This window comes from Janthinobacterium sp. FW305-128, assembly GCF_020858135.1.
Lineage (GTDB): Bacteria > Pseudomonadota > Gammaproteobacteria > Burkholderiales > Burkholderiaceae_D > Janthinobacterium.
In genome coordinates, this window is sequence record NZ_JACYMK010000004.1 from 74,179 (window position 1) to 87,609 (window position 13,431).

Genomic DNA, 13,431 nt, shown 5'->3' on the forward strand with positions numbered 1-13,431 from the left:
TCCTTCGGCAATTACTCGGTGACTTCCTCCGGCTCTTTCGCGCCGCGCATCCACTCGACCAGCGGCCACGCATCCTTCAAGCCCTCCGCCAGGGTCGGCAGCAGTTTCTCGGGTGCGTTGACGGGCAGCGGCACTTCGGTCCAGACAAAAAAGCTCTTCAGCTTGATGAATTCGATATGTTCGGCGTCCGCCTCGAAGCCCTTGGGCGGGCGCTGCAACTTGCCCTCGTTCTGGATGGTGCCGAAACGGGCCTTCAAGCGCTTATTTTTCAGCACTTTGGAAAAACCTGGCGCGTCGTTGACCATGTGCTCGCGCAGCGCCTTCAGGCGGCCCGGTGGCGGCATGTATTCGCCGGCGCCGAACAGCAGATTGCCCTGGCCGTCGATCTGCAGATAATACGTGGGTCCGCCCGCCTTGCTGGGACGGCGCATGTCGTTCGGCGCGATGGCGGCCGAAAAGCGCGTTTTATACGGGCTCTTGTCGTGCGCGAAACGCACGTCGCGGTTGATGCGGAACAAGGCCTTCTTCGGATTGCAGTATTTCACGGCCGGATCGAACTTGCCCAGCTCACCGATCAGCGACGTCACCAAGGCGAGGAATTCCTCGCGCAGGATGTCGTAGCGGGGCTTGTTCATGACAAACCAGGGACGGTTGTTGTTGTCGCTCAGTTCACGTAAAAATTGGGTCAAATCACGCACATGCATGTGTCAAATTCCGATCAGCAACTATTTGGAAAGCTCTTTCGGGATGGGGCGCTTGCCCACCATCACGTCGAGTGCCGCTTCGCGATTCTTGCGCAGCACCGTCATTTTAGCTTTTTCGCCGGGCGGCAGTTGGGCGATCAGGTTGAGCATTTCCGTCGTGTCGCCGACAGGCTTGCCTTGCACCGTCAGCAGGATGTCGCCGGGCACGATGCCCGCCTTGTCGGCCGGGCCGTTGCGCACCACGCCGGCGATGATGGCGCCGCTCGACCGCTGCAGGTTGAAGCTTTGCGCCAGCTCGGGCGTGATGTCCTGCGTTTCCACGCCGATCCAGCCGCGCACCACGTGACCATCCTTGATGATGGCTTCCATCACCGTCTTGGCCGTCGAGACGGGAATGGCGAAGCCGATGCCGACGGAGCCGCCGCTTTGCGAGTAAATCGCCGTATTGATGCCGATCAAGTTGCCGCGCGTATCGACCAGGGCGCCGCCCGAATTGCCGAAGTTAATCGCCGCATCCGTCTGGATGAAGTTTTCAAAGCTGTTGATGTGCAGGTTGTTGCGGCCCAGGGCGGAGATGATGCCCATGGTCACCGTCTGGCCCACGCCGAACGGATTGCCGATGGCCAGCACCACGTCGCCCACGCGCGCCAGTTCCGACTGGCCCAGCACGATGACGGGCAGCTTGTCGAGGTTGATCTTGATGACGGCCAGGTCCGTTTCCGGGTCCAGGCCCACCACCTTGGCGGGCGCCTTGCGGCCGTCGGTGAGCACCACTTCGATTTCGTCGGCGCCTTCGACCACGTGGTTGTTGGTCAGCACATAGCCTTCATGGCTGACGATGACGCCCGAGCCGAGGCTGTTTTTCAAGTCCTCGTCATCCTCGCCGTCCGGGTCGCGGTCGCCGAAGAAACGTTTAAAGAAGGGATCGCGCGCCAGAGGATGGGCGCCGCGCTTGGGCACTTGCAGGGTGAGGATGTTGACGACGGCGGGCATGGCGCGCGCCGCCGCGTCGCGGTAGGAACCGGGCGCCAGGCTGCTCGACGCCGTTTCCACCACGGGCACCGGCTTGGCGGGAGAGCCCAGCTGCTGTACCCGGCTGGCCGGGCGCAGCGCGCCGTACACAAAGTACAACGCCAACGCGATCGTCACGGTTTGCGCAAACAATAACCAGAATCGTCGCATACAGTTCTCTGCCCAGGTCAGCCGGCCGGTGCCGGAACGGCTTATTTTGCCAGATTGTTGCTGTTGCGTGCGTTCTGCTGCAGGGAGTCGCGGATTTCACGCAGCAGCACGATGTCTTCCGGCGTGGCCGGTGCCGGGGCCGGCGCGACCGGTTCGCTGCGGCGGGCCTTGTTCATCAGGCGCACCATCTGGAAGATGATAAAAGCCAGAATGATGAAGTTGAGCAAAATGGTGAGGAAGTTACCGTAGGCCAGCACGGCGCCCGCTTTTTTCGCTTCCACCAGGGTCATCGTCGTCGCCTGGCCATTCAGGGGCAGATAGTAATTGGCGAAATCGAGGCCGCCGAAAATACGGCCGATAGGCGGCATGATCACGTCTTGCACCAAGGAATCGACAATCTTGCCGAAGGCGCCGCCGATAATGACACCAACCGCCAGATCGACGACGTTGCCTTTCATTGCAAATTCTTTAAATTCCTTCATCATTGCCATGAATTTCTCCTTCGGATATGTATAAAAAACATGCCGATCATACTATTGATTCCTGGGGATACCAACTTGTGGTTGCCGGCAGGACCAATTCGTGCACAGCCGCGCGCATCTAGTTCGAAAGAACTAGCCACCTCCTGCAAAAGTATATAAATTATGGTACAAGCAACGTTTTTGTTTTATTCGTTGTTTGCTTCACTTATAATTTGCGGTTGCCAGAAGTGGCTTTTTCACTTCCGGATAATCAACAAGAAACTGGCACGGGCTGCGCCATAGTCCGAAGTTCCGCAGGGATGTTGCCACTTTACCGTACAAAGATGCGGGTTGCGGCAATCAGTGGGATAGAGCTTCGGCGACGGGTTTTTCGCGGCTGCCACTCATAATAAAGATTCGCATTTTGACTGATTGGGGTTTGCATGAGTAACGAAAAGCAGGTCGATTCAGGCCGTCGCGGCTTGCTCGTCGCCACGTGCGCGGCGGGCAGTGTAGTTGGATTGGCAACCGCGGGAGCCTTGGTAAGCACCTTCCAGCCGTCGGAGCGCGCGAAAGCGGCTGGCGCGCCGGTCGAAGTAGACATCACCACCTTGCAACCCGGCGAAATGCGCACCGTCGAATGGCGCGGCAAGCCGGTCTGGATCCTCAAGCGCACGCCGGAAATGGTCGCGTCGCTGAAAAAGACCGACGGCAAGGTCGCCGACGCCAATTCCCAGCGCAACCCCGCCGAATTCACGCCGTCGTATTGCATGAACGAATGGCGCTCGATCAAGCCTGAAATTCTCGTTGCCGTCGGCATCTGCACCCATCTGGGCTGCTCCCCTTCCTCGAAATTTGCCCCCGGCCCGCAACCGTCGCTGCCCGATGACTGGGAAGGCGGCTTCCTGTGCCCTTGCCACGGCTCCACCTTCGACATGGCAGGCCGCGTGTTCAAGAACAAGCCGGCGCCGGACAACCTGCAAGTGCCGCGCCATATGTACCTGAGCGACACCAAATTGCTGATAGGTAAAGACGAGAAAGGCGAGGCTTGATCATGGCTGCTTTCAAAGAAACGAAGTTCCCGGCAGACGCTCCCGCCGCCGAAAAAGCGCTGGGCTGGGTCGATGACCGCTTTCCCCTGACCAAGCTGTGGAACGACCAATGGGGCAAGTACTACGCTCCGAAAAACTTCAATTTCTGGTACATCTTCGGCTCGCTGGCCATGCTGGTGCTGGTCTTGCAGATCGTCACCGGCATCTTCCTGACCATGCACTACAAACCGGATGCGGCCCTGGCCTTCAATTCCGTCGAGTACATCATGCGCGAAGTGCCGTGGGGCTGGCTGGTGCGCTACATGCATTCGACGGGCGCCTCGGCCTTCTTCATCATCGTCTACCTGCACATGACGCGCGGCCTGCTGTACGGTTCGTACCGCAAGCCACGTGAACTGATCTGGCTGTTCGGTTTCGCCATCTTCCTGTGCCTGATGGCCGAAGCGTTCTTCGGCTACCTGCTGCCATGGGGCCAGATGTCGTACTGGGGCGCGCAAGTGATCGTCAACCTGTTCGGCGCCATCCCGTTCATCGGCCCTGACCTGTCGTTGTGGATCCGCGGCGACTACGTGGTGTCCGACGCCACCCTGAACCGCTTCTTCGCCTTCCACGTGATCGCCATCCCGCTGGTACTGCTGGGCTTGGTTGCAGCGCACTTGATCGCCCTGCATGAAGTCGGCTCGAGCAATCCGGACGGCATCGAAGTGAAGGAAAACCTGGGCGCCGATGGCCACCCCGTCGATTCGATCCCTTCGCATCCTTACTACACCGTGCACGACCTGTTCGGCGTCTCGATCTTCCTCGTCATTTTCAGCGCCGTCGTCTTCTTCGCGCCGGAAATGGGCGGTTACTTCCTGGAATACAACAATTTCCTGCCGGGCGACTCGCTGAAAACCCCGCTGCACATCGCGCCAACCTGGTACTTCACGCCGTTCTACTCGGTGCTGCGTGCCACCACGGCCGACTTCATGTACGTGCTGATGGGTGCCGTGGCCGCCTACGTGGTGTTCATCTGGCTCAAGTCGCGCCTGTCGACGACGGTCAAGTCCATCATCGCCGGCATCGCCATCGTCGCCATCATCGGCATGCTGCCGCAGGTGCTCGATGCGAAATTCTGGGGCGTGGTGTTCTTCGGCGGTTCCGTCGTGATCCTGGCGTTCCTGCCATGGCTCGACCATTCGCCCGTGAAATCGATCCGCTACCGTCCGACCTGGCACAAATATGTGTACGCCATCTTCGGCCTGTCGTTCCTGATCCTCGGCTACCTCGGTACCCAGCCGCCAACGGACTTCAGAACCATCGTGTCGCAAGTGTGCACCCTGATTTACTTCAGCTTCTTCCTGCTGATGCCATGGTGGAGTGCCATGGGCAAGTTCAAGACCGTGCCGTCGCGTGTGACGTTTCACCCGCACTAAGCCGCTCTCACGCCACGCTCAAAGGACATACATCATATGAAGATTGCAAAAAAACTGCTCGCCATCCTGGCACTCGTGCCCGCCATGGCTCTCGCCAGCGAAGGCGGCTTTCCGCTGGACAAGGCGCCTGACCGCCAGACCAACATGGCAGCGCTGCAACATGGCGCCAAATTGTTCGTCAATTATTGCCTGAATTGCCACGCTGCCGTGTCGATGCGCTACAACCGCCTGCGCGACCTGGGCTTGACGGAAGACCAGATCAAGCAGAATCTGTTGTTCTCCGGTGATAAAGTCGGCGACTTGATGACGACCAGCCTGGCGCCGCAGGATGCCAAGGCCTTCTTTGGCGTCGTACCGCCGGATTTGTCGGTAATTTCGCGCGCGAAATCATCTTCCGCTGGCACAGGCGGCGACTACCTGTATACTTACCTGCGTACGTTCTATAAAGACGACACTCGTCCGACCGGCTGGAACAATATGGTCGTGCCGAATGTTGCCATGCCGCATGTATTATGGGAATTGCAAGGTGTCCAGACTGCCAAGTTCGTGGAAGAGAACGATCCGCACGAAGCTGGCAAGAAGATCCACAAATTTACCGGCTTCGAGCAGGTCAAGCCAGGTACGTTGAACAAGATCGAGTACGACAATGCGGTAGCCGACCTGGTCGGCTACATGGAGTGGATGGCCGAACCGGCACAGCAGACACGCAAGCGCCTGGGCGTTTGGGTACTGCTGTTCCTGTCGGTCTTTGCTCTGCTGGCATGGCGCCTTAACGCGTCGTTCTGGAAGGAAGTCAAATAAGTGAGGCGCCGGCCTTAGGCCGGTTTATGCCTGTTTCTGCGTTGTCCGCATGAGTGGACAAGCGACCTGGGGTGAGCCGTTCGCGGCTTCACCCCCTTTGTTTCTAAGGAACTATAAAAAATGATGGTTCTCTATTCGGGTACAACCTGCCCATTTTCGCAACGCTGCCGCCTGGTCCTGTTTGAAAAAGGCATGGACTTCGAAGTGCGCGACGTCGACCTGTTCAACAAACCGGAAGACATCTCGACCATGAATCCGTATGGCCAGGTGCCCATCCTGGTCGAACGCGAACTGATCCTGTATGAATCGAACATCATCAACGAGTACATCGATGAGCGCTTCCCGCATCCGCAACTGATGCCGGCCGATCCGCTGATGCGTGCCCGCGCGCGCCTGATGCTGTTCAATTTCGAGAAAGAACTGTTCGTGCACGTGCACGTGCTGGAAAGCGAACGCGCCAAGAGCAACGACAAGGCCCACGACAAGGCACGCGCGGAAATCCGCGACCGCCTGACGACCCTGGCGCCACTGTTCCTGAAAAACAAGTACATGCTGGGCGACGAATTCTCGATGCTCGACGTGGCCGTCGCGCCGCTGCTGTGGCGCCTGGACCACTACGGCATCGAACTGTCGAAGACGGCTGCACCGCTGATGAAATACGCCGAACGCATCTTCTCGCGTCCTGCCTACATCGAAGCGCTGACGCCATCCGAAAAAGTCATGCGCCGCTAAAAGATATCCCCATAAAGCTGCTGCGCAGCCCGCTCTCGACTAGGCGTTACCCGCCGTACTGAAGTACGGCTGCGTTACTCAAGCCGATATCGGGCTTGCTCGCGACGCTTTCTGGGGCATCTTGGGCCACGTGTTAAAGTTGTTTTTTGCGCTGTCCCAGTCTTTTGAACTACCGGTGCGCCCGCCTCATGCTGACGGGGGCGCTCCCGCCTCACAGTGCCTATCATGTCTGAAATCTCAACCAAACCTTATATGCTGCGCGCCATCTACGAATGGTGCACCGACAGCGGCTACACGCCTTATCTCGCGGTCAAAGTCGATTCGCGCACCACGGTACCGATGGAATACGTGAAAAAGGGCGAAATCGTGCTCAACATCAGCTTCGGCGCCACCAGCGGCCTGAAGATGGACAACGACGCCATCCGCTTCCACGCCCGCTTTGGCGGCGTCTCGCGCGAAATCTACGTGCCGGTCGACAACGTGATGGCCATCTACGCCAACGAAAACGGCCAGGGCATGGCCTTCGAGCCCGTGCTGGGCAACGATGACCCCGACGCGCAACCGACGGACAGCCCCGCTTCCGCCGACGTGCCGCCGCCCGTGCTCGCCCCCGCCGCCAGCGGCCCGACCCTGTCGTCCGTGCCGGCCAGCTCCCCCGAACAACGCGACAACGCCACGCCCGGCGACGACGAGCCACCAAAAAAAGGCGGCCGCCCGACCCTGACACGCATTAAATAGCGTATAATTCGCAACGCGCAGTTTTTGCCGACTTAGCTCATTTGGTAGAGCAGTTGATTTGTAATCATCAGGTGGCCAGTTCGAAACCGGCAGTCGGCACCAGAATTCAGTAGGAAATCAAAGGGTTACATGCTTCTGCTTGTAGCCCTTTGTCATTTTTCTTTGGCATACCATAGATTGCGTAGGCGCCATGTAGGCATTTTCCGTCGTTACGGTACGCGGATGTCGGATTGACTTGTTTACCTTGCAAGTTAATCGCGATAGAATATATTTCAGCTTACAACTGGGCGCCCTTGAGCGCGTTTTAATGGTACAAATCCCTAAACCAGTACCATCATTTCTCGACAGTTGCGACAAGATCAAAGTTCAAGGGGCCCAACAAGTATGGGCTAGCAAAGACAGAAACAACTACTACACCTGGGACTCTCTCCACGGAGAAATCGAAGGTTTCGATAAGCGCGGCCGCCATCTGGGCGCATTCCATGCTCAATCTGGCGAACAAACAAAAGAAGCAGTTAAAGGGAGGAAGATAAATGTCTAACATGTCATTCATTGACCGCTGCGTTCGTGGTACCGCGTTGCCAGACCAGATTGATGACTACGTAGAGCAGTGGCACGAAGGTCAGATTGGCCAAGATTTGGAACTCCGCGAGTTGCTCGGGATGAATAAACACGAGTATGCAGTGTGGATGCGGGATGCAAACGCAATATATGGCATTGTTGCGGCCAAACGAACTAAGCGTCCTATAGAGGACTTCACTGAAGATTACTTTTCCATGCCCCTAGCTGCTCGTGCTGGGAGTACAGACGACGCTAAGAGAGTAACAGATTGGCTAAGAAAGTTGGGCAAGCTTGATTGACCGCTGGCCTGAAGTTGCGATTGCCCGGCTAATTGCAGAGCGGCATGGATTTACGCCAGGTGAAAGCTTACTTGATTTGGTTTCAGTCTATGCAGATGTCGACTTCTTGCCAATTCCTGTTCAGCAAGTCGACGGAGTATCGCTTCACCTGAAGGCAAAATTGCGACGACCATCGATAATTGTAAATTCACAAATCGCTGCCACTAGAGCTAAATTTACTTTAGCCCATGAGTTCGGTCACGTCCTGATCCCTTGGCATTCCGGTACAATTTTCTCCTATAGTGACTCGGTGAAGCACACAGAAGATGCCGATCACGCTTATTGGGAGATGGAGGCTGAGGCAAATCGATTCGCTGCAGAATTATTAATGCCGCGAGATTGGCTTCGCGACCAAATTCTTACTCAAAAAGACCCGACGAGCGTTATCAGGATGACCCTCGACCTATGCGGTACATCGATGGCCGCCGCAACTATCGCACTGAACAATGCTCTTCCTCCTGGCTATGTTTACGCTCGCACAAATGACGAAGGGTTCGTGGCTACCTCAATAAGTTCGCAAGGCACCTTAGTTAGGCCTTTCGCACAGGGTGAGAAATTCGCTGGCTCGATACGAGTTGAGGAGAGCTCAGCTTGCTACAGTATGGATTTCAAGGGGACGCACCATTGGCTGTATTTTGGCGAAGAAAACGTTCCTGACCAGATTGCGGATGAACGTCCTTGGAGGGAAATATTCGATGAAATTATTCAAGATACTGATGCCATTGCAATTCAAGAGAACATAAAACATAGCGTTAACGCAATTATCTCGGCTTGTAATAAGAAGGATACTTCCGCTGCACTCTTCTTTACCAATGTGCGTCATCGAATGGCCGGACGCACTGAGGTTTATGACAAGATTCTTATGCATCCACTCTTCAACGTTTTCTTGCAAAAGAAGGTTTCAGACTTAATTTCTCGTCGTGCATGAAAAGCTAAGCTAATTCAAGCTGGTTTTACCACCCACAAAATATTAGCGCGCGATATCTCGTACATCCGTGCCAGTGCACTAACGCTCTCACCCTGCTCGTACTTGGCGACAATCTCGGTGCGCTGCTCAGCTGTCGTCTTCGATGGCAGCCCCAGCGTCTTGCCTTCGCTCTTTGCCAGGGCCAGACCTGACTGTGTACGCTCCACAAGCAAATCCCTCTCCATCTCTGCCACCGCAGCCAGCATAGTCAACATCATCTTGCCTGCGGCGGATGCCAGGTCCAGTTTGCCGAGCTGTAGCACGATAACCGAAATTTTCCGGGCGGCCAGGATAATTCCCCAACAGCTTGACGGTGGCACCGACGTCCTGCGCGTCGCGGCCCAAGCGGTCGAGCTTTGACACCACCAGCATTTCCCGGTTGCGAATCTGGGCCAACAGCGTAGCGAACTGCGGACGCTGGGTGGCGCTGGTCTTGCCACTGATGATGTCGGAGAACCAGTAATCGACTTGGTGGCCTGCACCCTCTATTTCGAGACGCTGATTGTCAGCGGTCTGTTCTTTGGTGCTGACGCGGCCGCATACGAAGGTTGCCATAATGATTTCCCGGCAAGTGGTGTTAGAAAAGACTGTTAGAATATCCCTGCCTGTTAGAAATTGTAATCGCTATATTTCCAACATGGATAATCGTTGACTTTGATAGATGTTGAAAAACGGTCGTTTTGTAACAGACAAAAGCAAGTATTGTAGACGGAGTGATATTCCGAGAGAATTTCCTAGTTGCATCACTATATTATGTAGTCGTTATGGAAGATGCTGCTATAGATTTTAAGCCTACGGCAAACACAAGCCAAATTGCAGACACTGAAATAATGTTTTTATATCAATAAAATGCGATTACGTTACCTATACTGAAAGTATTACATGTCGAACCAACTTGCACTTGCACTTATCCCTCACGAAGCCGACGGGTCTATAATTGACCAGCGCGCTGTCGATGGGTACATCAACGCAACTGCCTTATGTAAGGCAAGTCAAAAAAACTGGAGCGATTACAGGCGCAATAGCAATACGATAGCGTTTTTAGTTGAGTTAGAAGCTGACCTAAAAATTCCCGCAGCGCTCCTCATACATACGAACACTGGCGGTGATGTACGCACTCAAGGCACATGGGTCCATCCACAGGTTGCTATCAATCTTGGTCAGTGGCTTTCCGCGAAGTTTGCAGTTCAGGTTACAAAATGGGTATATGAGTGGATGTCTGGCGGCGTTCGTGCTGGGACGCCCAATAGCATGCCAGTTCATCTACAACGCTACATGGCAAATCGCGCGGAAATCCCAGCAACCCATTTCTCGATGCTGAACGAACTGATTTTCGGATTAATCGCCCCCTTGGAAACGGAGGGATATACATTGCCCGAAGGTATGGTTCCAGACATTTCGGAGGGCAAGATGTTTTCGGCGTGGATAAGAAAGGAAAAAGGGGTCAATCCCTCTGACTTCCCTTCGTATCAACACAAATATACCGATGGGCGAGTTGTTAGTGCCAGGCTGTACCCGAATGAATATTTAGCTGATTTTCGAGCCCATTTTAACAACGTGTGGTTACCGCAAAAGGCCACCCAATATTTCGCAGAACGAGATGTGCAGGCGTTGTCTTATTTGCCTAAATTGCTGTCTAGCCCTAAACATTAAATGTTTAAAGTAAGAATCGCAGTTCGCGCGGCACAAAGCGCCAGCGGCATGTGAAAGCGACACAAGATTTCTGGTGTCTGTCTAGATGACAATCCGCTCAAAACTGAGCAGGTCGCCGTAGTTACAGTTGACCAACGCCAGCAACTGGCAATCCACGAAGGCGCTCATTTTCCCCCGAAGATACTCATATAATTCACTAAGCACCTTCGGAATTTTTTGAGCACCATCGGAAATTCGCCTCCCACAGTCGCCAAGCCCAGCCTTCTTCATACCTCCTTTGATTGCCGCCTATAAGTAACAACCTCCGTATAACAGAATGTTGCAACAAAGTAAAATTTCACTCGTAAATAGTTCCCCCTTTTAGGGGACTCTGTTGAGAGATACGAGCAATTTTTTTATCTTTATTTCGGAATTTTACTCGCCACAGCAGATACTTAGAATAGTCAAAAAAATTCAACAATTACGCATGCATAAATAAAAAATACTATATTTATAAATTAATAGGAAAAACATGAGCCAAAAAGTAATTGGTTTTGTAGATGGTGAGAATATGATTTTTAGATTTCAAGACATGGTTAAAGATGGTGCTATAAAAAATAAAGACGTTGTCCACGAAGAAAACCTACTTGTCTGGCATCCAAAAATAACAGAAGAATTTTTCGCTGACTTCGCAAGGATTTCTTACTATCAAACCTTCGTGGGAGATCATAATGCTCTGGATAATGCACGAAAAAAGATATGCGAAACATCTTATACATATGCAGAAAGTGACAAAATTAAAGGGACCGGGTATCTCCAACCTAGAGTATTCAAAAAAGAAGGCAGAACGGCAAAATCAAAAAGTGTTGATATTAATCTTACTGTAGATATGATGCGACACTCATACGATAGAAACTTCGATACCCTATTAATAATTGGTGGTGACGGTGATTACTTACCTCTAATAGAAGAAGTTGCTCGACATGGAAAACAAGTCTGGCTCGCCGCATTTTCTAAAGGGTTAAGCCCATTATTAAAATATTCCGCCGATCAATTTATCGATCTGGATAAAATATTCTTCCGTCAGCCAGCAAAACCTAGAGTGTTAAGGAAACCTGTTGCTCCATCGAAAAACAATGTTGCCATATCTAAGGAATGAAATTTCCACATAAATTAACTACCATTTAAGTTATCATGAAAATAGCATAGTTTTGTTCGCATCTTCTTTAGCCACTTTGAAATCCTGCTAATTTCTCGGCAAGACTATCAAAGCCAAAGCATTGACATTAGATAATTCGGCTAGTACTAGCTACCACTGAACTTCTAGCTAACTTGTAGACGTGACAAACAGGCTACCAATTCCCCGAGAACATCGCTTTGGCATCCCACTTAATGTAGAATGTTCAATCATCAAGTACCAATTCGAAACCGCTAGTCGGCACCAGAATTCAGTAGGAAATCAAGGGGTACAGGCCTATGCTTGTAGCCCTTTTTTCTTTTCTCCCGCCGGGGAGACACTCCCGGAATCCTTGAAACCCATCGAGGCAAGCCGCCCGCATGACGCATGCTGCACCGCGCAATGACTATCAGCACGTTTAGGCGCAAGATGAGCACGTGCTTGCGCAAAGCAGGCTCCCGATGTCTGGCTTGCCTACCTGGGGAAATATCATGTCCGCACACACTTACAAGCTGATCGAACTGGTCGGCACGTCGACCGAGAGCAGCGATCAGGCGATACGCGATGCCATTGCCAAGGCGGCGCTGACGGTCAAGCATATGGACTGGTATGAAGTGACGGAATCGCGCGGCCATATCGTCGATGGCAAGGTGGCGCACTTCCAGGTCACGCTGAAGGTCGGCTTCCGGCTCGAATAGCGTACTGCGGCGCATTCACCGCCGCCCGGCTACTGCCCGGCTCTCCAGCCACTCCCGGCCGCCGGCCTCCAGCGCGGCCTCGATAACCTTTTCCGGCAAGCTGTAGACGGTCGCCCAGCTGGCGCGGCCGTCCTGCGTATTCGCGGGGAAGCTGTGCGTTTCAATCGGCCAGTGGTATTTGCGTTTCAGCGCTTTCACGATGGCGGCCAGCGAGACGCGGCCTTGCAGCGGTTCGGCGCCGGACTGGTCGCGGTTCGACAGCAGCACGGCCAGGACCTGGCCGCGGCCCGTGCGTGCGCCGGGGAAGGTGGGGGTTTTGTTTGCCATGGCCTATTTTACCGGGCAAGCCATGATGTGCCGCACCTTTGATCTGGCGCAAGCGCCGCAGCGGCGTTGCGGCCACGATGAGCATTTCGCCAGGCGTGCCGGCGCCCCTCCGGCAGCCTGGGCTAGCGACAAGGGGCACAGGAGAACATCATGCACAGCCTGAACATCCACGCCATGCAATGGCAGCCCGTCGCCGATATTTCCGCCGTCGATCCGCTGCTGCCCGACGACCTGGCGTGTTTTCGCGAACTGCGCGACGTGCTGCAGCGCTATGGCGCGCTCGACCGCTTCGGCATTTCCCTGATCCACCGCCATTTCGACATCGCCGACGACGAGGAGCTGATGGAGTACACGGATGCGGCCGCCCGCACGTTGACGGTGAAGCCTGTCAAGAAAAGCGACATCGACTGGCAGCACACGACGATTACCAACTGGAAATTGACGGAAGGCGAGGAAGTGGCGCGCATCGGCTGCGGCTGCGCGCGCAATTCGGGTGGCCACCTGGGTTATCACCGGGGCACCTGAAAGCGGCGTCGGCCTTTCTTACACTTTGCTTCCACCGGCTCAGTCTGCTTTACGCAAGCACTTGATTCCATGTGCTTTTTTTGTGTGGCATACAAGCTGCTTATCACTGTCTACGAGATGA

Annotated in this window: 16 protein-coding genes, 1 tRNA gene and 1 pseudogene; 13 read left to right on the forward strand and 5 right to left on the reverse strand. The window is 54.3% G+C overall.

Going from position 1 to position 13,431, the window contains the following annotated elements:
* Positions 1-11 precede the first annotated feature (11 nt).
* Genes IGS60_RS10190 through mscL form a run of 3 tightly spaced genes read right to left on the reverse strand, consistent with a single transcriptional unit; the run spans position 12 to position 2,377 of the window.
* On the reverse strand, positions 12-704 hold the full coding sequence (locus IGS60_RS10190) for a DUF2461 domain-containing protein (protein WP_070223756.1): 693 nt from the start codon (positions 702-704) through the stop codon (positions 12-14).
* A 21-nt stretch (positions 705-725) separates the two neighbouring features.
* Complete coding sequence (locus tag IGS60_RS10195) at positions 726-1,886, reverse strand: Do family serine endopeptidase (protein WP_099408048.1); 1,161 nt, start codon at positions 1,884-1,886, stop codon at positions 726-728.
* 41 nt (positions 1,887-1,927) lie between these two features.
* Entirely contained in the window at positions 1,928-2,377 is a 450-nt protein-coding gene (gene mscL / locus IGS60_RS10200; protein ID WP_070223752.1) for a large conductance mechanosensitive channel protein MscL, read from the reverse strand.
* A gap of 413 nt (positions 2,378-2,790) precedes the next feature.
* Here mscL and petA point away from each other — a divergent pair, with 413 nt between their 5' ends.
* From petA to IGS60_RS10245, 9 genes are all read left to right on the forward strand, one after another.
* Positions 2,791-3,399: a ubiquinol-cytochrome c reductase iron-sulfur subunit gene (petA, locus tag IGS60_RS10205; protein WP_070313043.1), complete on the forward strand. Its 609-nt coding sequence runs from the start codon at positions 2,791-2,793 to the stop codon at positions 3,397-3,399.
* A gap of 2 nt (positions 3,400-3,401) precedes the next feature.
* On the forward strand, positions 3,402-4,814 hold the full coding sequence (locus IGS60_RS10210; protein ID WP_121671266.1) for a cytochrome bc complex cytochrome b subunit: 1,413 nt from the start codon (positions 3,402-3,404) through the stop codon (positions 4,812-4,814).
* A 36-nt stretch (positions 4,815-4,850) separates the two neighbouring features.
* On the forward strand, positions 4,851-5,615 hold the full coding sequence (locus IGS60_RS10215; protein WP_070223750.1) for a cytochrome c1: 765 nt from the start codon (positions 4,851-4,853) through the stop codon (positions 5,613-5,615).
* Positions 5,616-5,735: 120 nt separating this feature from the next.
* Positions 5,736-6,347, forward strand: coding sequence for a glutathione S-transferase N-terminal domain-containing protein (locus tag IGS60_RS10220; RefSeq protein ID WP_010394154.1), 612 nt, complete (start codon positions 5,736-5,738; stop codon positions 6,345-6,347).
* Positions 6,348-6,572: 225 nt separating this feature from the next.
* Positions 6,573-7,085, forward strand: a complete 513-nt coding sequence (locus IGS60_RS10225; RefSeq protein ID WP_070223748.1) for a ClpXP protease specificity-enhancing factor — start codon at positions 6,573-6,575, stop codon at positions 7,083-7,085.
* A gap of 26 nt (positions 7,086-7,111) precedes the next feature.
* A tRNA-Thr gene (locus IGS60_RS10230) sits at positions 7,112-7,187 on the forward strand.
* Between the two features lie 133 nt (positions 7,188-7,320).
* Positions 7,321-7,626 (forward strand): colicin E3/pyocin S6 family cytotoxin, encoded by a 306-nt coding sequence (locus IGS60_RS10235; RefSeq protein WP_230504143.1) that lies wholly within the window; start codon positions 7,321-7,323, stop codon positions 7,624-7,626.
* Complete coding sequence (locus IGS60_RS10240) at positions 7,619-7,945, forward strand: hypothetical protein (RefSeq protein WP_230504145.1); 327 nt, start codon at positions 7,619-7,621, stop codon at positions 7,943-7,945. Before IGS60_RS10235 ends, IGS60_RS10240 begins: the two co-directional genes overlap by 8 nt.
* Positions 7,938-8,912 (forward strand): ImmA/IrrE family metallo-endopeptidase, encoded by a 975-nt coding sequence (locus IGS60_RS10245; protein WP_230504147.1) that lies wholly within the window; start codon positions 7,938-7,940, stop codon positions 8,910-8,912. The genes IGS60_RS10240 and IGS60_RS10245 overlap by 8 nt, the downstream gene beginning before the upstream one ends.
* Before the next feature lie 14 nt (positions 8,913-8,926).
* On the opposite strand, the pseudogene IGS60_RS10250 reads toward IGS60_RS10245, so the two are convergent.
* Positions 8,927-9,506 (reverse strand): annotated as a pseudogene (locus tag IGS60_RS10250) (recombinase family protein).
* A 327-nt stretch (positions 9,507-9,833) separates the two neighbouring features.
* Here IGS60_RS10250 and IGS60_RS10255 point away from each other — a divergent pair.
* The 3 genes from IGS60_RS10255 to IGS60_RS10265 all read left to right on the forward strand — a co-directional run bounded on the left by IGS60_RS10255 (position 9,834) and on the right by IGS60_RS10265 (position 12,458).
* Positions 9,834-10,604, forward strand: a complete 771-nt coding sequence (locus tag IGS60_RS10255) for a KilA-N domain-containing protein (RefSeq protein ID WP_230504149.1) — start codon at positions 9,834-9,836, stop codon at positions 10,602-10,604.
* Positions 10,605-11,115: 511 nt separating this feature from the next.
* The gene (locus IGS60_RS10260; protein WP_230504151.1) at positions 11,116-11,742 is read left to right on the forward strand and encodes an NYN domain-containing protein; all 627 of its coding nucleotides are present in this window, start codon (positions 11,116-11,118) and stop codon (positions 11,740-11,742) included.
* 509 nt (positions 11,743-12,251) lie between these two features.
* On the forward strand, positions 12,252-12,458 hold the full coding sequence (locus IGS60_RS10265) for a dodecin (RefSeq protein ID WP_034753599.1): 207 nt from the start codon (positions 12,252-12,254) through the stop codon (positions 12,456-12,458).
* A gap of 15 nt (positions 12,459-12,473) precedes the next feature.
* Here IGS60_RS10265 and IGS60_RS10270 read toward each other — a convergent pair whose 3' ends face one another.
* Positions 12,474-12,785, reverse strand: coding sequence for a hypothetical protein (locus IGS60_RS10270; protein WP_070289468.1), 312 nt, complete (start codon positions 12,783-12,785; stop codon positions 12,474-12,476).
* 150 nt (positions 12,786-12,935) lie between these two features.
* On the opposite strand from IGS60_RS10270, the gene IGS60_RS10275 reads away from it, so the two are divergent.
* The gene (locus tag IGS60_RS10275) at positions 12,936-13,310 is read left to right on the forward strand and encodes a hypothetical protein (protein ID WP_070289467.1); all 375 of its coding nucleotides are present in this window, start codon (positions 12,936-12,938) and stop codon (positions 13,308-13,310) included.
* The last annotated feature ends 121 nt before the right edge of the window (positions 13,311-13,431 follow it).